Genomic DNA, 21,418 nt, shown 5'->3' with positions numbered 1-21,418 from the left:
CCTTTTAAGATTTATGGTCAGCAACTTTGATGCTGGTCACCTTGGTAGACAGTGTTTCATGTCGGCCATTCTTATAGAATTTACAGAACTCGGAATAACCAAGTGGTTTACTAAAGAAGTATCCTTGTAAGTAATCACAACCAATTTCAGTCAGATAGCGGTATTGATTAGCATTTTCGACACCTTCCCCTACTACTTTAGCGCGACAGTTGTGACCCAACGCTATAATCGAGTTAAGCATGCGATCTTGATTTACTTCGTCACTAATTCGGTCAACGAAGCTCTTATCAATTTTCAGTTCATCAACAGGGTAATGCAGCAATTGATTGATTGAAGCATATCCTGTTCCAAAATCATCCAGCGACACTTTAAAGCCAAACTCTCTAAGTCCTGAAATAATAGCCACCGTATCCTGAGTACTTCGGACATAACTGGTCTCCGTTACTTCTAAAGTAACTTTATGATGCTTGACACCATAACGACTACAAAGACTACATATATGCTCAACAAACTCATTATTGTAGAGTTCCAATGCGGAAATGTTAATCGATAGGCTTCCGGTATAGCCGCAATCAGATTCCATTTTTTGCATATCTTTCAATGCATTATCTATGACCCAACTATCAATAAGGCCTATAATATTCGCCTTTTCTGCCACAGGGATAAACTCATCTGGTCCGATACCTTTTGTTTGTAGCACTGGACATCGGACTAACACCTCAAGACTCGATATCTCCATCGTTTTTGAATCTATAAGAGGCATGTAACGTAGTTCAAAACCATCCGTTTGAGTACATTTGAGCAGTACTCTCTCTATATCATCAATACGGGACAAATCCTTCAATAACTGGTCGTCAAATAGTACAAGAGAGCGTTGATTTTTAATTTGCTTAGCTTTGTTTAAAGCTACTTCTAGCCCTTTTTGCCATAAGTTTGCTTGCTCCTTGCGACACAGAGGGAAAACAGCCATTGCCAGTTCTAAATTAATTGGCAGAGCATCAAGTACCCCCGCTCGCTTGAGCGTCTTCTCACTATTGACGATTTGTGATTTCACCTGGGTTTCATCATTCGCATCGATAAGTACACAGAATGTGTTACTACCATAGCGGCAAACTGAATAATCACTGCTCGCTGTCCCCCTATGTTCTTGATAATGGCTGACAAACATCTCTATTTCTCTCGCAAGGTTTTTCAACACTTGGTCTGCTATTTTTGCTCCATGAAGATCATTGATTCGCCTGAAGTCTATGATGTCCCATGCAACAATATAAGTCTTTCGAGTCGAATAACTCGCGATACGTTGCTCTACAAAGTGAATAAATGACCTACGATTAGCAAGACGAGTAAGACCATCAAACTCCGCTTCAAATTTCACCTTACTCAAGCTATCTATATAAGCGTTTTTTAACACTGATACTTCATCGGTTCCTTTAGCTCTTTTGAAATACCTCAGTTCCAAGCCACCTTTATGAATTTCTGACAGCAAAGCATCAATTGGATAGAGTATTCGACGGCGTATATTGAAATGAATTACAACTAATAGTACGAGCATTACCAGAACCAAATACCCGAATACTTCTATTACAAGTTCCTTTTTGATCGACGCGTAATGAGAGTCAAGTATATTCAAATCGACGACTAACCCAGACCCAGCAATACGTATAACGTTGCCATCAATAAATTCGCTACCCAACTCTGTAACCACAATGTTGGAACTACTATTGTCTTCTAAGGCACCCTTGCTAAACTCCAAGCTAATATAAGGATACTGGGATGCTTTGCTAAACAAAGCATTGATTTCTAAAAGACTGCCATCAACAATTAATAAACTGCGATCTGATCTAGTTACCACATATTTATCATCAGGTGGTAATGTAGGGTCATAAGCTCCTGTAGAGCTGTACCTGACCTCTCCTGTTAAAGATTGATAGATATTTCCCGACTGATCAAAAGGTTCCCCAAGAGAAACTTTAACGTGGGAGTCAAAGACATGCTGGTAAAGGTCATCAGGCAAAGAACGAGCACTAAATGGATTCGACTTAGAAGAGGCGGCTGTCATGGTAAACATTTCATCTAGTACATAGATTGCAGTGTTGCTCTCTTGCCGACTATGATCTCGACTTAGTACATAGTTGATATGTGACTCAAGGAAGTTTCGGCCACTGAGCTCACCTGTGTCTTGGATGTGACGCAGAAATTGCGTACTGCCTGATATCTCATAACCTAAAGCCTCTATACCTTTTATTTCGAATCTGGTCGCTTTTAGAGCCGCTTCTACATTTGCAATCCACTTGGACCGTTCAAGTTTCTTATATTCATCGAGTTGCATCTGATAAAGCAAAGCTCCTGCGCCGAGAGTAATCACGCCGATTGTTGGTATCAATGCTAAATGCAACCTCTGCAATAACTTCATCGTCACCTCAAATCTTCCACTATCCGCTGTCTTAACCGCAGACCAATATCGCTGACCGGTCGATAGATATAACTACGCTCGATTAAATCAGGTGCTGGATTGATTATGGGGTCGTTAAGGTACTCTTCACTCAGGTAGGGAGTTACGTTGAGGTTAGGCGACGAAAACCAAGATTCTTCGGCATTCAAGGCTGCGACCTCAGGAGAAGATAAGAAATCGATAGCTTTGCTCGTTGCTTTGCTAACAGGTTTACCCGTAGGCACAGCAAGGCATTCAAGCCATACCACAGTACCTTCTTCAGGAGCCACATATTTCCATTGAACTTCGTCAGAATCACTCCATTGGTTTAACACATAGTCATCGCCAGAAAAGCCAAATGCCATATAAACATTATCAAGTTTTTTCGGCTCTTGGATTGCCTCCAAAATATACTGTGTGGAATTTAAAAAAGGTCGCTGCTCCGCCAGCAGTTGGTAGGCATCGTGAAGTTTTTCTTCGTCATCTGAAAAAGGGTCATACTTTAGAAACAACATCGCCGCACTAATAAGATCGATTGGGTGATAGTACATGGAGATCTTATTTTGAAGAACTTTGTCAGGCTTCAGCAATGATGCCCAAGATGTCACTGGATTTTGGATCTTGTCACTACGGTACAAAATACCACTGGTTCCCCATGAGTATGGGATGCCATACTCGCCACACGCCTCCAACCAGCGTTTTTCAAATCTATCGGCTATTCGATTTTGAATAGAGCTTATATTTTGTATAGCTCCCTGTTTCGCTAACATCTGTAATCGCACACTTTCTACGACGACCAAATCAATGGTACGGCCTCTTTCACTAAGAAGCAGTTCATCACGCACCGTTTCGTCAGAAAAGAAGAACTCTTCAATGGCAATATTATGTTTTGATTTAAGGTCATTTTTGACCGTTGGAGAGAGGTAGGCTTCCCAGTTGTAAAGGTGGACGGTATCACTGCTATGTTCCGCAAAAGCCGGCGCAATCATAACAAGAGCAGAAAGTACTACTTGTTTAATCACGACCACTTTTGGCAGAACTTGTCGTTGCATCTGCTAGTCCTTTAGCTTTTACTAACATAATCAGACTAGGACATAGTGTCGACGATTGCGATGTAAACCCTATCTCATTACTGAGAATGGTTACTTTTGAGCACTATCTTTCTCTTTTGGGATTGGTAGAGTTTCTAGCTCAGATTCACCCGTCACCATGTTGATTTTAAACAGGTATAAGTTTTCCGGGTCACCATAGTGTCTAAAAGTAAATTGGTAACTATGAGCAGGATAGAAAATGGGAAGCTCTTCAACCATGGCGATACCATAGCCGTCTTGAACCACAATCTCTTGAACCTCTAGAGTTTGTTCTGCAGTTTGTTTTTCACGCTCTCGACTATACTCAGGTGCGACAGATGGATTTGTCGGATAGGCTTTTCCATCAAAGCTCATCGTTCTCAGAGAACCATTACTCCAAACGTAAAAGTCTTTCCAACCATTCGTTGTTCGATCTGAAACAAGGATAGGCTTTCGTGTCACCGTCATTCTGGTAATTACGTCACCCGATGAGGAGAATAGGTAGGCAGTACAGCCCCCAGAACCACAAAAATAAGGATCCTGCATAAGAACAAGCAATTCATCATTGCCATCGTTATTTAGATCAGTAGCTCCAGCTGCGTATTTATAGTCTTTCTCATCAGGATCGAGTTGCTCTGGCTGAAGAATGTCTTCATTCACTAAGCGGTCAACATTCTCCAATGTAAACACACTTGGTCTAGGTTCCTCTGAAGCACTATGAAGACAACCAGTAAGGCCAATCACTAAAGAGCAGAGAATCAATGGCTTTTTCAATTTCAAATTACAGTCTCAAGATAGTCCGATACTTCCTAAGTGTAAGAAGTTAAATGGCATCTCTCAAGCTATTGATTCAACTATCTTAGTATTGCTCTAGTAATAGAATCACAAAGTATAAACGACACGAACAGCTAGGAGTATTAAGACAACACCCGACAACTGGTCAATAATTTTCGCTTTCGACTTCAATGAATCTAACAACTTTGGCGATGACAACGTAAAGGTAATGAGTGTGTACCAAAGGCCATCGATAATCAGAGGTGTCGCGACAATAATAGCTTTATCTGAGACTTCACTTCCTATCGCTACAAACTGGCTAAATAGTGCAGTAAAGAATAATGCGATTTTCGGGCTCAAAAGTGAGATGAACAACCCTTCCTTTGCCGCTGATGCTACCGATACCTGTTTGCCCGACTCAAGGCGCTCGACAATTCCACCTTTTGAACGAATAGCATTGAATCCTAGCCACGCAAGATAGAGTGCGCCGAGCAATGATATTGTTTTAAAAACAATCGGGAATTGATGCAGCAACACCGACAAACCAAGAACCGTTACCAGTGCATAAACTCCAATTCCGCATGCATGTGCCCATGCTGTTGCCAGTCCATGATTCCTTCCCCCAGCTAAACTGTGTTTTGCGACAATAGCGAGACTAGGGCCTGGGGACATCGCCCCAAGAAGACAGATTGCAACTAAAGATAACCAAACAGTAAAAGTCATAACAGCTCCTCAAATAACTGGAGCCACTTTATCACCGCAACATTATGATTTGAAATCACCATTTCTCATCATCGTAATGAAATCAGATCATAATCATCATATAAGTACTCTTCACCTACTAGGTTACCTAACCGAATACATCGAACTACGCATGATGGACAACACATGCTCTCTAGTCCAAATGTGCGCGGGCTCATGGTCATATTTAGGGTGCCATATCAGCCAATACTTATGAGTAGGTACAGTAAACGGAATATCAATAACATGTAATTTTTGGGTCTTTTTGAGATTCACCGCGATATGGAGTGGGACGGTCAACAGTGCGTCTGTTTGTTGCAATAGCGCAAAGGCTGAAGAGAAAAAAGGCGTTGAAACTAGAATTCTTCGCTTTAAGCTCCGCGTCTTCATTTCTCTATCAAGGAAACTATCCTTATCACCACCACCCGAGATTCGAATGTGTGGATACGCGCCCAATTCCTGCTCTGTAATTGTTTTAGTACCAGATAATGGGTGGTTCTTGCGAGTCACGATGACTGGAATATCCTCCCCTATTTGTTGAGAACTCAAACCTAAGGGTGCTTCTGGCAACATAGTGGATGCCAATTGAACATCGATTTCACTGAGTTTAGCTAGGTTGTCTGGTTCCCATAATCGGTACGCAAACTGCATCGTTGGAGCCAAAGACGATAACTGTTCAACGAGCTCCGGAAGTATATATTGAGCCACATAGTCAGAAGAAGAAAAGGTGAACGTTTGATCGAACAGTAGTGGATCAAAGTCCGCTTGTCCTAACACCTTGGTAATGTTTTGGAATAAGTCTTCAAGCTCCGCTCCTAATCGCTCAGCACGCGGGGTCAAAACATAATGGTTGCCGTTTCTTACCAACAAAGGATCGTGATAGATATCGCGCAATTGACTAAGCTGACGGCTTACCGCGGATTGAGTCAAGTTAAGCCTTTCAGCCGCGCGACTCACGTGCTTCTCAGCTAACAACACTTCTAGGGTATAGAGAAGATTGAGGTTGGTTTTTTGATTCATTTACTTCGACATCTATTCGTAAAAGAGGTGTCTTCACTTGTCTATCGTGGACATTCTCTTAGCCTGTGAGGATATTAGCTCTACCACAGCGCGGTTTTTCCCCTGCTTTTTAGCAACATACATAAGTCTATCGGCTTCATATAGTGTCTCACACTCCGACGCATCTTCGTACACCGCACAGCCAACACTCACTGTAACTGGTTGGCAGCAGATATCCTTAACGTCTAACTCTCTGATAGAGCGACAGATATTTTGTGACAGTTGATAAGAATATTCAAATCCTTGATATACATAGACCAACGCAAATTCCTCGCCACCAATACGCGCGATGACACAATCACTTTTGAGTAGCGACCGTATAGAGTTCGCAACAGACTTGATCACTTTGTCACCTTGAACATGGCCAAATGTATCGTTGATTTTCTTAAAATCATCAATATCGATAACGATGATCGCAAGATAACCACCAGTATGTCGATACTTCTCGAGTTTTTCTAAAAAATAGCGGCGATTACTTAAACCGGTTAATGCATCGGTTTCAGACAGCACCTTTAATTCTCTATTAGCGTTGGCCAGTTCATTGGTTCTAGTATTTACGGTATAGCGTAGCAAGAGTATATAAATAAACACACCGAGTATGATCATAATACCAATTATTGGTAATAGATGTTCTGGATAAACAGTCTCTATATGCATCCATCGGCTGAGTATACGCTGGCGTTCATCAACACTGATTTTACTGAAATTAGGGATCAAAACATCAAGCATTGCTGCTTTGTTCTTGGCCACAGCAAAATACAATGCTCCGGAATAAAGATGTTTGACACCGATAAATTCACTTGTGTTCGACGACGTATATAGATAGTAATTCGCAACCTGAAGATCAGCGACAAAAGCACGTATCTGGTGAGAAAAAGCCGCTTGCAATAACTTGGAATTATTATCGAACAAGGTTAATTCAACATTCGGGTAGTTGGTCTGTAAAAACTCAACTTCATAGCTTCCAGAAACTACGCCTACCTTATAATTGTGTCCTCCCATCAAGAACGAATTAACATTAAAAGACTGCAAACTACTATGAAAATAAAGTTGGGTGTCGATTTCAAATATTTCACTACCATACTCAAGGTAATTAGCGCGCGTTTTAGACCACAGTAACCCCGCATGAACATCGGCTTGATTGGTTTTGACTAGATCTAGCGACGATTGCCAATCAACCAACCTAAACTGTACTTCAACACCGTTTTCAATCCCGTAAGCGCGCCAGTAGTCGATGAGGATGCCTGCTGGTTGATTGTTTTCATCAAGATAAGAGTATGGTTTCCATGCTTTCGAATTCGAGATTATAAGAGTATCGGGGCCGCGCTCAATGGCCACAGCACTGTTCGTAAACAGTATCAACGTAACCAGAACAAACACGACTTTGGGAAAGAACACAATTGCCTCTATGATAAACAGCCAACAAGAATGTTATTTATAGTCGCAAAATTCGTGACTTTCCCCTCAAATATTTTAAAGCACGATCAAAATCTCATTATATATATGGAACGCCATTCACTTTTATTAGGTCCTGTCGTGCTCTTAATATTTCTGCCTACTTGTTTAAAGCAAAATCAACAGCAGCTTCACTGTGAATCTGCGTAGTGTCGTATAAAGGAATATTTGTGTGTTCTTGCTTCACTAGCATCGCGATTTCGGTACATCCGAGAATAATCGCTTGTGCCCCGTTGTTTCTTAGATCTTCAATGATCGTTAAGTAACCTTGACGCGAGATATCACGCACCTCCCCTTTTACTAACTCATTGTAGATAACTTCATGAACCAGCGCTCGTTGCTCTTGGTTGGGCACAACTACTTCAATATCGTATTTCTGTTCGAGACGCCCTTTGTAAAAGCTCTGTTCCATTGTGAATGCTGTACCCAACAGGCCTACCTTTGTAATCCCGTCATACGTCAAACGTTCTGCTGTGGCATCAGCAATATGCAACAGAGGAATGGATATAACACTTTCAATTTCTGACGAAACTTTATGCATAGTGTTGGTGCATATCAATAAACAGTCGGCACCCGCCGCTTCGATACACTTGGCAGATTCACTCAAGCATCTAGCCGCAGCGTCCCAATCCCCCTGACGTTGTAGGCTCTCTATTTCCGCAAAATCGACACTATATAAAGCGACTTTAGCAGAGTGGAAACCACCTAGTTCTCGCTTAACACCTTCATTGATTGCCTTATAGTAGTTAGCTGTAGACTCCCAGCTCATTCCGCCTAATAAGCCTATTGTTTTCATATCACCATCCTATTAATACGACACTTTCTATCAAACTAGGTAAAAACTAGCCGTTCTGTCATAACTGTACCTTCGTTGTATCATAAATGTCTCAAATCATTACAGAACAATCTGCTTACCCTCTCTATATTAGAACGCCGACCAGTCATTTTTAATGACATAACTACTAAAGTAATGCTGCTTGCCACCGATAACATTTAAAGTTATACAAGACACTGTTCTTATTAACCCTAAAAATAATCATAATTATCAAATCAGTACTGGCTAGCCAATCGGCTATAGGTTTAAGCCAATCTAGGACGTAGTATGAAATTTAGTCACAAAATCGTTTCGGCCTCAGCAGCCTTGTTGCTCGTGACCGTTTCCACTCTCGGAATTACCCAACTTGTTACCGTTCGCTCTGAGTTGCAAAGCCATATTGACGGCAGTATTCATGAGCTTATTACCGGTGTTAAAAACACCATTAATTATGATCTAAACTCCAAGCGCGATTTAGCGAGTGCCGTCACTGAATCACTAGAAATTGCGCCCACTGAGAATGACTATGTCAACAACGTCATAACAACACCGACACTTAAATCCAGTTTCCAAGCAGTTGGTGTTGGATACGAAAACGACGGTTCCCTAGTAAGTAATGATGGATGGGTGCCAGATGCTTCTTATGATTCAAGGTCACGTCCTTGGTATCAAGAAGCTAAGTCGTCGGGAAACACTATCATTACCGATCCTTACGTAGACTCCTCGACAAAGAACGTCATTATTTCTCTGGGTTCACCGCTTAATGATAAAACTGGGCGTTTCATTGGTAGCGTAGTATTCGATGTAACCTTGACAACACTCGCAGATCTGGTAAACCAAACCAATTTATTTAACGCTGGCTATTTATTCGTAGTCACAGATAAAGGCATGACTATCGCGCACCCAAACAGTAGTTTAAACGGAGAGCCAATCAGCAAGTTCTTGCCAGGTATTACACTCTCTGAGGGTGTTCAAGAATTAAAGCTTGATGGTAAGGACTATCAGGTTAATCTGGTTCAAGTACCGGAGGAGCACTGGTATGTTGGTGCGATTATCGATAAAGACATCGCTTTCTCTGCAATTGGCGAACTACGAAATCAGTCAATTTTCTTCATTTTGACGGGTCTAGTTGTTAGTGTCATTGCACTAACGTTACTCATTCGTTTCCTTATGCGCCCATTGAACGACCTCAATACAGCGATTCAAGACGTAGCGAATGGAGACGGCGATTTGACCCATCGTTTGGATACAGATACCGACGAGGAGTTTGCCGAACTAGCAAAAGGATTTAACACCTTTACTGCAAATCTTCAGCAACAGATCATTCAATCTAAAGAGATCTCCACCAAGATTCTTACCCTGACTCAACAAACAACTGAAGGCTCAAAGCACTCGGCAATAGCAATGAATACCCAGTTGCAAGAATTGGAACAACTTGCTACGGCGATGAATGAAATGGCAAGTACCTCCGCTGAAGTTGCAAACAATGCTCAAGGAGCAGCCAGTGCCGCTCAAGCAGCAGACAATGCAACACAGGAAGGCTCTGCTGTTGTTTTAGACACAACATCAGCTATCACCAACCTTTCACACAGTATTGAAGATGCAGTAGTTGAAGTTCAAGGCCTTGAGACGGCAACAGATAACATTGAAACCATACTTAAAGTCATCAACGACATTGCCGACCAGACTAATCTACTAGCACTCAATGCGGCTATTGAAGCTGCTCGTGCTGGTGAATCTGGTCGTGGATTTGCTGTTGTCGCCGATGAAGTTCGCACGCTTGCACAACGTACTCAAGAATCAACGACAGAGATTCGTAGTATGATAGAGCAACTGCAAAGTGGAGCGCATTCTGTTTCTAGCGCTATGACTCAGAGTAAAGAGAGTGCTAGCCTTGCTGTTGAAAGAGCACAAAGTGCAAATGATGCGTTGGAACGTATCCGCCAATCTATAGCGCAGATTTCTGACATGAATATGCAAATTGCTGCGGCTGCTGAAGAGCAAAGCTTAGTTGCAGAGGAGATCAATGCCAACACCATCAAAATTAAAGATCTTAGTGAACAGGTTTCCGATTCGGCTAACAATGCGAACACAGCAATGACCGAGCAGTTTAGTAATGTTCACCAACAAGAGAACATACTCAATCGATTCAAAGTATAACGTCTTTTGATGTCAACCAAGCTCTGCCAATTTGGCGGAGCTTTTTTTATCCCTGATGAAAATTGGCTCACCAACAACCACAACGTCCTAATGAGTTCTTGGTTATATTACCGCCCAGCAACATCAATCGAAGCAATAACCTATTTTTTCAACTAAACTAAACATAATTATCTATAAAATTTCCACTTAGCCAGTTCAAACAACAAATGAACTGCAAACCATAATTTACATTAACTACAATAACTTTTATAAAGCCCGCTATTGACAAGGCGATTTCCACATAAAAACTTTGCTTAATTATGCGTTATGTAAGCCACTTGTATTGCATTTTTAGTCAAAACAACCTGATTTTTTGCCGAATTGTTAATAGGTAATTCTGCAATATAATATCCTACGATCTCCTAAAGTGGTGCTAGAAATATGGTTAGCGTCAGAACAAATCCCTACTTTATGCAATGGAGTGATTATTCTAATTCAATAAATAGCGCTATCGAGTCAAGAAAATTTAGAAAATAAAATGACGAACGTTTAAAAAATCAGCAGTTGACAACAATTTGATGACAAAAGTTAGAAAAAAACACTTTTTAGACTTCCAACTCCAATCATAAACTGGTTTACTTGTCACTGATAAAGCGCCTCCACAAATTTTAGAAAGTGTATAAAAATAAATACACAAACTTTTCGGCGCCAAAGTTACGGACAAACACAACAGATTATCGGAGTTATCGTGGCAACGAGTAATACAAACACAGCACCCCGCGACAATTGGGGTTCGAAGCTAGGCTTCGTAATGGCCGCTGCAGGTTCTGCAGTTGGTCTTGGTAATATTTGGAAATTCCCTTACACAGCAGGTGAAAATGGCGGTGGTGCATTCATCGTTATCTATCTTGCATTCGTAATTTTCATTGGCTTTAGCGTAATGTTAACTGAGTTCGCGGTTGGTCGTAAGACTGGTCGTAGTGCAGTAGGTGCGTTTAAGTCGACAGACGGTCGTTGGACTTTCGTAGGTGTCATCGGCGTACTAAGTGGTCTACTTATTATGGGTTTCTACCCTGTTGTAGGTGGTTGGGCTCTAGCGTACGTTCAAAAAGTATCTACTGGTCTTCTAAGTAACCCTGAAGCTATCGGCGATAGTTTCGGTGGTTTCATCACTAACCCAATTCAACCATTGATGTGGATGGGTATCTACTTGCTAATGAACGTAATCATCGTTAGCCGCGGTATTTCTGGCGGTATCGAAAAAGCAGGTAAGATCCTAATGCCAATCCTATTCCTGATTCTCATCATTGTTTCAGTGAAAGGTTTGTCTCTACCAGGTGCAATGGCGGGTATTGAGTTCCTGTTTAGCCCTGACTTCTCTAAAGTAGACAGTGGTGTTGTACTTGCAGCACTTGGCCAAGCATTCTTCTCTCTAAGTTTAGGTATGGGCTGTATGATTACATACGGTAGCTACCTGAAGAAGAAAGAGAACCTTGTTCAAACTACAGGTATGGTTACGGCAATGGACACTGGTGTTGCAATCCTAGCGGGTATCGCAATGTTCCCTGCAATGTTTGCTCTAGGTATGGAGCCAGCAGCTGGTCCTGGTCTAGTCTTCGTTGTTGTACCTCAGCTATTCGCAGAAATGGGCGGTGTTGGTCTAATCTTCGCACTACTATTCTTCGTAGGTCTAACTGTTGCAGCACTAACGTCTTCGGTATCTCTACTAGAAGTAGTTGTGTCTTACCTAATCGATGAGAAAGGCTTCAAGCGTACTACAGCAGTACTCTCTGCAGCTGCAGTAATGGCGGTACTATGTATCTTTGCTTCTCTATCTCTAGGTGGCGTTGGTCCAACATTGTTTGACACTGGTGCATTCGACATCTTCGACCTAATGACAGATAAGATCTTCCTAGCTGTTGGCGGTATGTTGGTGTGTATCTTCGCAGGTTGGAGACTAAGCCGCGAAGAACTTGAGAAAGAAATCACTAACGACGGTGAAGTGAAATTCCCACTATTCGGTCTTTGGTACAACCTAGTTAAGTTCGTAATTCCTGTAGCAGTAGCAATCGTTGCGTTTGCGGGAATCTCAAGCGGCTTCGACAGTGGTAAAGGTCCAATCATGTTGATGGGTATCGGTATCATTGCTCTAACAGGTATTCTTTCGAAGAAACTGTAAGACTTAAACCTTATTGAAAAAGAGGAATCCTAGGATTCCTCTTTTTTTGTTTAACTCTCCTTGTTTAATGTTCCCCTTCCTGCCACTTCACGTTAGACTTTGCGCCCTACCCAAATAACGAGATTATAATGATGCTTTCATCTGCCAAATCTGTCGTAGTACTCGACTTTGAGACCACTGGTCTTTCACCAAATCAAGGCGACAGAGCTATTGAAATTGGTGCAGTTAAGCTAGAAAACGGCACCGTAATCGATAGGTTTCAATCCCTCATGAATCCGGGATTTCGTGTCAGTGGGTTTATCGAAGATTACACTGGCATCAGTAATGCCATGCTGGCTAACGCGCCAAGCTGTAAAGACGTGATGGGTGAGTTTTCAACTTTCATAAAAAACAGTAATCTCGTTGCTCACAATGCTTCGTTCGATAAGCGATTTCTGGATGCAGAGCTAGAACTCATCAACGAAAGTTACACGGGGGAATTTGCCTGTTCTCTTCTAGTCTCAAGACGTTTAAATCAGGAAGCTCACTCCCACAAACTCGGCGACTTAGTGGCTTATCATAATATTGCTAATGATGGCGTCTTTCACCGTGCTTTAGCCGATGCAGAAGTGACAGCATCACTATGGTTGCTCCTCGTTGATTCATTGACTGAGAGATTCAAGATCAATGATCCTAGTTTTGCTTTAATGCAAAGACTGTCCAAACAACCGAAAGCATCGATAGCTCAGTTCTTAACAAAACAAGCAGTGTAATTGTTTAGACATAGGTCATTTTCTATATAAAAATCAAATCGTAGTGTGAAATGCTCCTCACTATGTTATGTATAACGTTAGTGTCATTTTTCTTAGCCAGAGTCTCAAATGAATTCAAGTTTTGACCAATTAGTACCCGTTGGTGTTCGTTATATGGTGCTCTCCGCACTTGGCTTCGCCTTGATGTCGGCGTCAGTAAAATACGTCAGTACTTATGGAATACCTGTCTTTGAGATTGTGGCAGCTCGTGCCCTTGTCTCATTGATACTCAGCTATGTTGATGTGAAAAGGAAAGGTATCTCGATCTGGGGTAACAATAAAAAGCTGTTGTTTGCTCGTGGTGTCATGGGGTCGCTTGCCTTAATTTGTGTCTACTATGCCGTGACGACCCTTCCATTAGCTGAAGCAACAATATTACAATACATTCACCCTGTTTTTACCGCGCTACTTGCCTTCTTATTCTTGAAAGAGCGTGTGCAATTTTCGACCTTTATATGTATTTTGCTGAGTTTGTTAGGTCTATACACCATGGTCAGTCCTACATTGGGTGCTAACAGTACCGAGCATTTACCCTTATTCAGTGTTGGTGTGGCCTTACTTGGCGCATTAGGGAGCTCTATCGCTTATGTTATTGTGAGAAAACTAAGCCAAACTGAAGATAGTTCAGTTATTATTTTCTACTTCCCTCTCGTTGCACTCCCTTTATCGCTATTACTGATCGGTGACAACTTTGTGATACCCGATTTGCACCTTACGGTGATGCTCATACTCGTAGGGATCTTCACCCAAGTAGGACAACTTGGGTTGACTAAGGCAATGCAGACACAAGCAGCAGGTAAAGCATCCGCTTATTCCTACATTCAAATAGTGTTCTCGATATTGCTAGGTCTTGTTCTGTTTAACGAGCTGCCATCGATATGGACTTACTTAGGTGGTGCACTCATTGTTTTAGGTGCGCTAATCAATGTCTTTGGGAAAAATCTGCGATTGCCTTTCTTACGCTCTCGCTAGAATTAAGGTTGCTAGGCTTGGCTTCGGTTATCCCGAAACGACTGGTTTAGCAACCAAACTGAAGACCATAGAATGGCAACTGCGATAATTGAACGTAACCAATAGATCAACATACGTTTTATCAAGGTATGATAAGCCGAATAAACGATTATTGAATATGAATAACGTGAAGAACTAACCTCAAACTTCATCTCATTGACATCAGGCTCAATCGGGTTCCTAGAGTAAGTGGATTTAAGGTCGCCATCCAACTTAAAGGCGTAGTTAGCGTAAGGCAGTGTTGGCTCCAACCAATACCCTACTAAGCGTCGTGGGTTCACGTAAGCAAAGAACCGTTTATCACCATCATCGATATCAACAACCAGCGATGTTTCCGGAAAATAACTGGTTAACAACGACCAACCAATGAATACATCGGTATTTGATTCGCCACGCCAATACTTTTGATGCAACGAAGTCTTGCCAAACATACTGCATACAAAAGCACCATCATCAGACTCACGGATATATCCGACTGCTCGAATTCGTTCATTTTCGTAAGCTAGGTTGGCATAGTCGTGCATCAGTGAGTCTGGACATGATTCATCGTAGGGCACTTGTCTGATGACCGAGACGACCTCATCGATGCGTTTATCGACACTGAGTACCGAGGTCTGAGCGCTTGTTTTTATCTCATTTGAGATATGTAAATAAGCTAAACCACCACTAAGAAGTAAGGCAAGGACCAACACGTAAGCTGTCTTTGCCCATGGGAAGTTATAGGTGTTCATAGGCATCTTGGTCGCTACGTAGTCTTGAATAGATATCAACGGCAAAAACAGCACCAAAGACGATAAACCCGAGTACTGATAAACGTATGAAGAAGGTTTTAATTCTGTTGGTCAGCAATCCCATAGTCTTAGTCACTTTGATCTCAAACGGATAACGTTCAGAAGCTAGCGAGGTAGACAGCTCTTTTCCGGAAAAAGCACTTTGATTTCGGTCTAGCAAGACATTGGATGACTTTGGGAAAGACATGGTAATGCGTGCATCATTATTGTAAGGCTCAATCCACCATCCTAGGATGACCCTAGGGTTAATAGTACCAATCACAATTTGATCACCACGATAAACCGCTAAAGCGAACGATAGGTCACGACGAAACTCTGTTACATGAAGACGAGCAAACAGTACGTCCCCTTCTTGTCTCGCGTCCCAAAATGCTTCATCAATAAGCCGTTCGTGAGCACCAAAATTACTACAATAATTGGGGTCGTCATTTACTGTGTTGGCAATCACAATTCCCCGTATCCCAGTGCTATTAAATACGTGGTGAGCCAGCGCAGTTTGAACGTCAGAGGTGCAGGTTTCAGCAATAGGTATGGCACGTAACTCAGACTCTATCTTAGATAGATGGTCGTCGATTCGACCAACAACTTGTTCAGCATCACAACTCAACTCCTCTCGAAAGGTCATCATTTGATAGACGCAACCGATGAGCAAGGTGTAGAGAAAAATCAGAGAAAGGTTCTGCCAAGTCCGTCTGGTTACCATATGTATCAACAGGAAGTATATTAAGACAAGAAATCATAACACTCGATAAATATAAGTTTCTTTATCTCAACTCAATATTGTGTCTTCAGATTTCTCAGCTACCGAGAATTTTTGCGAATTTCTGCTATCTCATCACAACTAATATTCAAAGATTCGAGAAATTCTTGGTGCGCATCTGGCTTCATTCTTTCAAACTGTCGATGCCAATTCGCCATATCTTCTTCGTTAAAACCGGAGTGTTTCATGATCTCAACCCACTGTGTTTTATTCATGGAATTGGTCTCCAACAAATTAGGCTCTTCTAACGCAGTGAGAATCGCTTTCTGTTGGCTTCGCAATGCCTCTATTTCTCTTTCCAGTGCATTGAACTGGTCTCTCAAGGTCTGCTCTTGTATTTGATCTCCTTGCCTATCGAGCAAAGAACTTATTTCTTGAATTGGTAGCCCGAAAGAGCGATATGCGAGGATACTCTTAAGCCTTGAGACCTGTTTCTCTCCATACCAGCGGTACCCATTGCCTGCACGATGGGCAGGAAATAAAAGACCTGCGCGTTCGTAGTAGAGGATAGTAGTTCTCGATATTTTACATTCTCGCGCTAGCTGAGTAACGGTTAACATTTTTACTTATTCCTGTTCGTGAATAATTTTGGAACACATACGCTCAGAAAGAGCAGAACAACACCGATTATCGCTAGTTGGTTTGGTGTTTCTGAAAATAGTAGATAACCAATACCCATAGCGTAAATAATTTTCACGTATTCGACATTGGAAACCACGTTTGCTGCGCCATATTTATAAGCGCTGACGCCAAACCATTGAGCGATTGATGAAATAACACCGACACTAACCAAAAGCAGTAACTCATTCCAACTTGGCCATACCCAATCGAAAGTGGATGGAACCAACGCCAAAATACCTACGAACAACGCTTGGTATGCCAAAAGAGCGAGTTTAGATTCAAGTTGCGCAATCCGTCGAACACATATCGCCGCAATCGCCGCTCCCATCGACGCCACTAAACCTAAAACTATATAACCCAGCGACGTATCATCAAAACTAGGTTGTACGATCAACATGACTCCGGAAAATCCTAATATCAGCGTCAATATGCGGCTCATAGAAAGCGTTTCACGTAGAAATAGCCTCGCTAGTAAGGCAACAAACAATACTTGTGTGAAACCAAGTGCAGTCGCATTCGCTAGCGGGATTGTGCTCACCACGACAAAGCCAATAGAGAGAGCAGTAAACGCTCCTAGAATTCGAAAAGTATGCAGTTTCAAATGGGTTGGTTGCCTTAAACTGGCAAAGTTAATAACAATAGCTGGCATAAGCAATGTCAAAAACACTAACTGGCGAAACAGTAAAATTTGAAACACGCCTATCGAGTCACTGAGTAGGCGAACGATAACGCCAACAACAGTAAAAAGTGCTGTAGACACTAACGCCAATGCGATTCCTTTCGTCGTCGGAGACCATTGAGTTGTGACCTTGTACCAGAATGATTGTGTGGGAAAATTTATAGACATGAGCGCCCTCTTACTAATAAGAGCACGAAGCCTAAACCCTATACCAGTAGACGGGTCAATCTAGTCGCTGAAAGAACTTAACATTAGAACTATTGTACTTCTCTGCGACGCTGCATTCTTTCAGCGCGCTCCGCTTCTTGCTCTACCAAGATTTTTTCATGTGCCTTGAAAAATGGTAGATAGATAAAATACGAGTTAAGCATAGCGAAGCCGACCATAAGAGCATTCACCACGCTACCATTGGCTGCCCACGCTGCTCCTATTGGCGCCGGTACTGACCAAGGAATCATCAATACCACTCGGTCCAATATCTCTGCTGAGGTGAGAAACCACGCCAAGGTGGCATTGATCATAGGCACCATTACAAACGGCACCAAGAACAGGGGATTCATAATGATTGGGAAGCCAAAAAGAATCGGTTCGTTGATATTAAATATCGCTGGAATTGCGCCCACTTTACCAACCGACTTCAATTGATTTGACCGACTCTTAATCGCCAAATAAACCAATGGCAAGGTTGAACCAACGCCGCCCACTAACAAGAAAAAGTCCCAAAAAGCAGGCAGATAAATATGTGGTAGCACCGCCTCACCAGCTTCTAATGCCGTTTGATTTTCGAGGAGATTCGACATCCAAAATGGATTCATAATCCCGGTTATGATTAATGCTCCATGGATGCCCATAAACCACAGCAACTGACAAATTAAAATTGATACCAGTACAGCCACTAAACTGTCTGACGCAAGCACTAAGGGCCTAAAAAGCTCTTCAATCAACTGAGGGAAATGCACACCAAACTGAGCTTCCAACGCAACGTTAAAGGTTGAAATGGTGCTTAGCACCACGAATATTGGGATCATCAGTTTGAAGCTTTGAATCGTAAGGATGGGCACATCTTCAGGCATCTTGATATACCACCCTTTTCGAATAAACAACCTGACCACTTCAATAGAGTAAATACTCGCGATTAGCGCAGTAAATAACCCAGACCCGCCGAGATATCTGACGTCCTCCTGTCCATTCAGATAGAAACCAGCCAACATCAGAAAGGCCATACAACCCGTCAATCCCGAGAGTCGTTCAGGTAGTTGATAACTTTTTGCCAAACTTGCTGAGACACCAAACGACACAATGAGCCCTACAACTCCAAGAGTTAATTGATAGGTAGGCAATAGAATAGGTCTTAAGGTGTAAGACATGTTCAGCCAAGCGACTGACATCCATGACTCTGGGTTGGCAAACGGAGGGAAAATAATCGGGACAAACATGCATCCGACAAAAATAAACGGCATCGCCAACTGGAAACCATCACGCATTGCCATCAAATGCTGACTACGCATAAGCAATTTAGCAATGGGGTTCATGAACTGCTCTACCTGATTGGCAAACAGTCTCATTACAGAGTGGTTCATCTTAGTTACCGAGTGTCGAGATCCGGGCAAGAATAACCTAATACTCAATAGTGCGGAAACTTCGCATCCAAATCTGATGACTTCAGCACACTTTTCGACTCATGGTCGCCGTAAATACATTCAAAAACAGCTCTAACCCTCCCCGCTATTTTAGATGTTCATAACGTTTTAAGGTCAGCATAGTTTTGTTTCACATGTTGTTTCCAGACCACCGACAGTTCGTTAACTGAGTCACGAAAAATCCACCTTACAGAGATTTTCTAGTGATCGTTTTCACACTTAACTGGAAATCATTTGGAAACCGGTTTCCAAATGATTTCCAGAACGGCATAGTAAAAAGGAATTCAAGATTCTGGAGAACGAAAAATGAAAAAAATTATGCTTTGCTGCTCTGCCGGTATGTCTACTTCTCTTCTAGTTAAAAAGATGGAAGCCTCAGCTCAAGAACGTGGTATCGCTGCTGAAATTAAGGCGTTCGGCGCAAGCGAATTTGATGTGCAAGTTGGCAACTACGAAGTAGTTCTACTTGGCCCTCAAGTTAAATACATGCAAGCAGATTTCCAAAAGAAAGCGGATGCGCACGGCATCAAAGTTGAGCCAATCAACATGATGGATTACGGCATGCAGAAGGGCGACAAAGTTCTTGATTTTGCTCTAGAACTAATCGGCTAGTTTTCTGGCTCGGTGTCCCCCCTGTAGTCACATTTCGACACCGAGCTTTCTTATTCTTTAATATCCAAACGAGATCTACGACATGGGCGCTATGTACGACAAAATGGTCAACGTTATCGAGCAAAAGGTGACTCCTATTGCTGGTAAAATTGGCCAACAAAAATACATCACTTCTATCCGCGACGGTTTTATCGCGGCACTACCTTTTATGATTGTTGGTTCATTCATGTTGGTGTTTATATTCCCTCCGTTTTCAGCGGAAACAACTTGGGGATTCGCACGAGCATGGCTAGATTTTTCTGATACTTACCGTGAACAACTCATGCTGCCATTCAACCTAAGTATGGGCATCATGACGATATTCATATCTGTGGGCATCGCATCAAGCTTGGCACGTCATCACGATCTAGATCCTGTTACAACGGGCCTACTTTCATTGATGAGCTTCCTTTTAGTGGCTGCGCCAGTGCAAGACGGCATGCTTTCTATGCAGTACTTCTCAGGCCAAGGTATCTTTACCGCGATTATCACAGCACTGTACTCAACGGAAGTATATGCTTACCTAAAACGCAACAACATCACTATTAAACTTCCACCAGAAGTACCTACAGGTGTTGCTCGTTCATTCGAAATCCTAATCCCAGTGTTAGCCATCATCATGACCCTGCACCCATTGAATCTTTTCATTGAAGCACAAACCGGCATGATCATTCCTGAAGCAATCATGGCATTAGTACAGCCTCTAGTATCAGCTTCAGATACGCTACCAGCCGTACTTCTTGCAGTACTAGTGTGTCAAATCCTTTGGTTTGCAGGCATCCACGGCGCGCTAATCGTTACTGGTATTATGAACCCATTCTGGATGGCTAACCTTTCAGTAAACCAAGCAGCAATGGCAGCTGGTGAAGCTATCCCACATATCTTTGTTCAAGGTTTCTGGGATCACTACCTACTAATTGGCGGTGTAGGCTCTACCCTTCCACTTGCTTTCCTACTACTACGCAGTAAAGCCGTTCACCTTCGTACTATCGGTAAAATGGGTGCAGTTCCAGGTATGTTCAACATTAACGAACCTATCCTATTCGGTGCACCGATCATCATGAATCCAGTGTTCTTCCTACCATTCATTTTGGTTCCTATGGTTAACGCAACATTAGGTTGGTTCGCTCTTGATTGGGGATTAGTTGAGCGCGTTGTTTCTCTAACACCTTGGACAACTCCAGGTCCTATCGGTGCTTCATGGGCAGCTAACTGGGCATTCAGTCCTGTCATCATGTGCTTCATCTGTATGGCTATGTCAGCAATGATGTACCTGCCATTCCTGAAAGCATACGAAAAGCAACTTCTTGAGCAAGAAGCTGCGGAAGAGAAGAAACAACAAGAAGCTGCAGGTCAACCTGTAACGGCTTAAACCCCAAATTACATAAATTAAATGTCGCCCCTCAGTCTTAGTTGGGGATAAGCATGGGGCGACACCTATCTTTGAGATAGAACCATTAAGAATTAAGAGGTACAAAATGGAACCAATGGATTTAGAAGAACAAGTAATGGGCATCATCATCAACGCTGGTCAATCGCGCAGCCTATGTTACGAAGCACTTCGTCATGCTAAAAACGGCGAGTTTGAAGAAGCAGAAGGCCTGATGAAAGAAGCACAAGAATTTGCAAACCAAGCACACCTTGTTCAAACACAGCTTATCGAAGCGGATGAAGGTACGGGAAAAATGAAGATGACTTTGGTGATGGTTCATGCACAAGACCACTTAATGACATCTATGCTAGCAAAAGAACTCGTCGCTGAAATGATCGAACTACACAAGCGCACCGCGAAATAAGCAAGTAAACTCATTT

At 42.3% G+C, this 21,418-nt stretch carries 19 protein-coding genes; 7 read left to right on the top strand and 12 right to left on the bottom strand.

Annotated features, from left to right (window positions below; genetic code table 11):
• Positions 1 to 4: 4 nt before the first annotated feature.
• The 7 genes from MMA19_RS00265 to MMA19_RS00235 form a co-directional block, all read right to left on the bottom strand.
• Positions 5 to 2,413: a bifunctional diguanylate cyclase/phosphodiesterase gene (locus tag MMA19_RS00265; RefSeq protein WP_240205188.1), complete on the bottom strand. Its 2,409-nt coding sequence runs from the start codon at positions 2,411 to 2,413 to the stop codon at positions 5 to 7.
• A gap of 2 nt (positions 2,414 to 2,415) precedes the next feature.
• Positions 2,416 to 3,483: a spermidine/putrescine ABC transporter substrate-binding protein gene (locus MMA19_RS00260; protein WP_240205187.1), complete on the bottom strand. Its 1,068-nt coding sequence runs from the start codon at positions 3,481 to 3,483 to the stop codon at positions 2,416 to 2,418.
• Between the two features lie 90 nt (positions 3,484 to 3,573).
• Positions 3,574 to 4,281, bottom strand: coding sequence for a hypothetical protein (locus MMA19_RS00255; RefSeq protein WP_240205186.1), 708 nt, complete (start codon positions 4,279 to 4,281; stop codon positions 3,574 to 3,576).
• A gap of 102 nt (positions 4,282 to 4,383) precedes the next feature.
• Complete coding sequence (locus tag MMA19_RS00250) at positions 4,384 to 4,998, bottom strand: LysE family translocator (protein WP_240205185.1); 615 nt, start codon at positions 4,996 to 4,998, stop codon at positions 4,384 to 4,386.
• Between the two features lie 123 nt (positions 4,999 to 5,121).
• Entirely contained in the window at positions 5,122 to 6,036 is a 915-nt protein-coding gene (locus MMA19_RS00245) for a LysR family transcriptional regulator (protein ID WP_240205184.1), read from the bottom strand.
• 33 nt (positions 6,037 to 6,069) lie between these two features.
• Positions 6,070 to 7,473, bottom strand: a complete 1,404-nt coding sequence (locus tag MMA19_RS00240; protein WP_171389523.1) for a sensor domain-containing diguanylate cyclase — start codon at positions 7,471 to 7,473, stop codon at positions 6,070 to 6,072.
• 157 nt (positions 7,474 to 7,630) lie between these two features.
• The gene (locus MMA19_RS00235; RefSeq protein ID WP_198558758.1) at positions 7,631 to 8,326 is read right to left on the bottom strand and encodes an aspartate/glutamate racemase family protein; all 696 of its coding nucleotides are present in this window, start codon (positions 8,324 to 8,326) and stop codon (positions 7,631 to 7,633) included.
• 306 nt (positions 8,327 to 8,632) lie between these two features.
• On the opposite strand from MMA19_RS00235, the gene MMA19_RS00230 reads away from it, so the two are divergent.
• The 4 genes from MMA19_RS00230 (at position 8,633) to MMA19_RS00215 (ending at position 14,425) form a co-directional block, all read left to right on the top strand.
• Positions 8,633 to 10,504: a methyl-accepting chemotaxis protein gene (locus tag MMA19_RS00230; protein ID WP_124941890.1), complete on the top strand. Its 1,872-nt coding sequence runs from the start codon at positions 8,633 to 8,635 to the stop codon at positions 10,502 to 10,504.
• 727 nt (positions 10,505 to 11,231) lie between these two features.
• Positions 11,232 to 12,662, top strand: coding sequence for a sodium-dependent transporter (locus MMA19_RS00225; RefSeq protein WP_038222077.1), 1,431 nt, complete (start codon positions 11,232 to 11,234; stop codon positions 12,660 to 12,662).
• Positions 12,663 to 12,790: 128 nt separating this feature from the next.
• Entirely contained in the window at positions 12,791 to 13,414 is a 624-nt protein-coding gene (locus MMA19_RS00220) for a 3'-5' exonuclease (RefSeq protein ID WP_240205183.1), read from the top strand.
• A gap of 108 nt (positions 13,415 to 13,522) precedes the next feature.
• Complete coding sequence (locus MMA19_RS00215) at positions 13,523 to 14,425, top strand: DMT family transporter (protein WP_124941889.1); 903 nt, start codon at positions 13,523 to 13,525, stop codon at positions 14,423 to 14,425.
• A gap of 11 nt (positions 14,426 to 14,436) precedes the next feature.
• On the opposite strand, the gene MMA19_RS00210 is transcribed toward MMA19_RS00215, so the two are convergent.
• From MMA19_RS00210 to MMA19_RS00190, 5 genes are all read right to left on the bottom strand, one after another.
• Positions 14,437 to 15,240: a CSS-motif domain-containing protein gene (locus MMA19_RS00210; RefSeq protein WP_124941888.1), complete on the bottom strand. Its 804-nt coding sequence runs from the start codon at positions 15,238 to 15,240 to the stop codon at positions 14,437 to 14,439.
• A complete protein-coding gene (locus MMA19_RS00205) occupies positions 15,182 to 15,958 on the bottom strand; it encodes a CSS-motif domain-containing protein (protein WP_006069013.1) in 777 nt (258 codons plus the stop codon). Before MMA19_RS00205 ends, MMA19_RS00210 begins: the two co-directional genes overlap by 59 nt.
• A 98-nt stretch (positions 15,959 to 16,056) precedes the next feature.
• Entirely contained in the window at positions 16,057 to 16,575 is a 519-nt protein-coding gene (locus MMA19_RS00200) for a MerR family transcriptional regulator (RefSeq protein WP_240205182.1), read from the bottom strand.
• A 2-nt stretch (positions 16,576 to 16,577) separates the two neighbouring features.
• Entirely contained in the window at positions 16,578 to 17,483 is a 906-nt protein-coding gene (locus tag MMA19_RS00195; RefSeq protein WP_240205181.1) for a DMT family transporter, read from the bottom strand.
• Positions 17,484 to 17,572: 89 nt separating this feature from the next.
• Positions 17,573 to 18,895: a PTS transporter subunit EIIC gene (locus tag MMA19_RS00190; RefSeq protein WP_038221529.1), complete on the bottom strand. Its 1,323-nt coding sequence runs from the start codon at positions 18,893 to 18,895 to the stop codon at positions 17,573 to 17,575.
• Between the two features lie 366 nt (positions 18,896 to 19,261).
• Here MMA19_RS00190 and MMA19_RS00185 point away from each other — a divergent pair, with 366 nt between their 5' ends.
• From MMA19_RS00185 to chbA, 3 genes are all read left to right on the top strand, one after another.
• On the top strand, positions 19,262 to 19,567 hold the full coding sequence (locus tag MMA19_RS00185; protein WP_006069017.1) for a PTS sugar transporter subunit IIB: 306 nt from the start codon (positions 19,262 to 19,264) through the stop codon (positions 19,565 to 19,567).
• An 82-nt stretch (positions 19,568 to 19,649) separates the two neighbouring features.
• Positions 19,650 to 20,978, top strand: a complete 1,329-nt coding sequence (locus MMA19_RS00180) for a PTS sugar transporter subunit IIC (RefSeq protein WP_006069018.1) — start codon at positions 19,650 to 19,652, stop codon at positions 20,976 to 20,978.
• Positions 20,979 to 21,084: 106 nt separating this feature from the next.
• Positions 21,085 to 21,402, top strand: coding sequence for a PTS N,N'-diacetylchitobiose transporter subunit IIA (gene chbA, locus MMA19_RS00175; protein ID WP_006069019.1), 318 nt, complete (start codon positions 21,085 to 21,087; stop codon positions 21,400 to 21,402).
• Positions 21,403 to 21,418 lie beyond the last annotated feature (16 nt).

The organism is Vibrio sp. CyArs1, assembly GCF_022432925.1.
Taxonomy (GTDB): domain Bacteria; phylum Pseudomonadota; class Gammaproteobacteria; order Enterobacterales; family Vibrionaceae; genus Vibrio; species Vibrio mediterranei.
This window is presented reverse-complemented; position numbering and strand designations above follow the sequence as displayed.

What these genes read in the sequence shown, in the direction of transcription:
- MMA19_RS00220 (WP_240205183.1), top strand. Translation starts at nt 12,791, where the DNA reads ATGATGCTTTCATCTGCCAAATCTGTCGTAGTACTCGACTTTGAGACC.
- MMA19_RS00235 (WP_198558758.1), bottom strand. Translation starts at nt 8,326, where the DNA reads ATGAAAACAATAGGCTTATTAGGCGGAATGAGCTGGGAGTCTACAGCT.
- MMA19_RS00205 (WP_006069013.1), bottom strand. Translation starts at nt 15,958, where the DNA reads ATGGTAACCAGACGGACTTGGCAGAACCTTTCTCTGATTTTTCTCTAC.
- MMA19_RS00200 (WP_240205182.1), bottom strand. Translation starts at nt 16,575, where the DNA reads ATGTTAACCGTTACTCAGCTAGCGCGAGAATGTAAAATATCGAGAACT.
- MMA19_RS00230 (WP_124941890.1), top strand. Translation starts at nt 8,633, where the DNA reads ATGAAATTTAGTCACAAAATCGTTTCGGCCTCAGCAGCCTTGTTGCTC.
- MMA19_RS00185 (WP_006069017.1), top strand. Translation starts at nt 19,262, where the DNA reads ATGAAAAAAATTATGCTTTGCTGCTCTGCCGGTATGTCTACTTCTCTT.
- MMA19_RS00190 (WP_038221529.1), bottom strand. Translation starts at nt 18,895, where the DNA reads ATGAACCACTCTGTAATGAGACTGTTTGCCAATCAGGTAGAGCAGTTC.
- MMA19_RS00180 (WP_006069018.1), top strand. Translation starts at nt 19,650, where the DNA reads ATGGGCGCTATGTACGACAAAATGGTCAACGTTATCGAGCAAAAGGTG.
- MMA19_RS00245 (WP_240205184.1), bottom strand. Translation starts at nt 6,036, where the DNA reads ATGAATCAAAAAACCAACCTCAATCTTCTCTATACCCTAGAAGTGTTG.
- MMA19_RS00265 (WP_240205188.1), bottom strand. Translation starts at nt 2,413, where the DNA reads ATGAAGTTATTGCAGAGGTTGCATTTAGCATTGATACCAACAATCGGC.
- chbA (WP_006069019.1), top strand. Translation starts at nt 21,085, where the DNA reads ATGGAACCAATGGATTTAGAAGAACAAGTAATGGGCATCATCATCAAC.
- MMA19_RS00250 (WP_240205185.1), bottom strand. Translation starts at nt 4,998, where the DNA reads ATGACTTTTACTGTTTGGTTATCTTTAGTTGCAATCTGTCTTCTTGGG.
- MMA19_RS00215 (WP_124941889.1), top strand. Translation starts at nt 13,523, where the DNA reads ATGAATTCAAGTTTTGACCAATTAGTACCCGTTGGTGTTCGTTATATG.
- MMA19_RS00195 (WP_240205181.1), bottom strand. Translation starts at nt 17,483, where the DNA reads ATGTCTATAAATTTTCCCACACAATCATTCTGGTACAAGGTCACAACT.
- MMA19_RS00260 (WP_240205187.1), bottom strand. Translation starts at nt 3,483, where the DNA reads ATGCAACGACAAGTTCTGCCAAAAGTGGTCGTGATTAAACAAGTAGTA.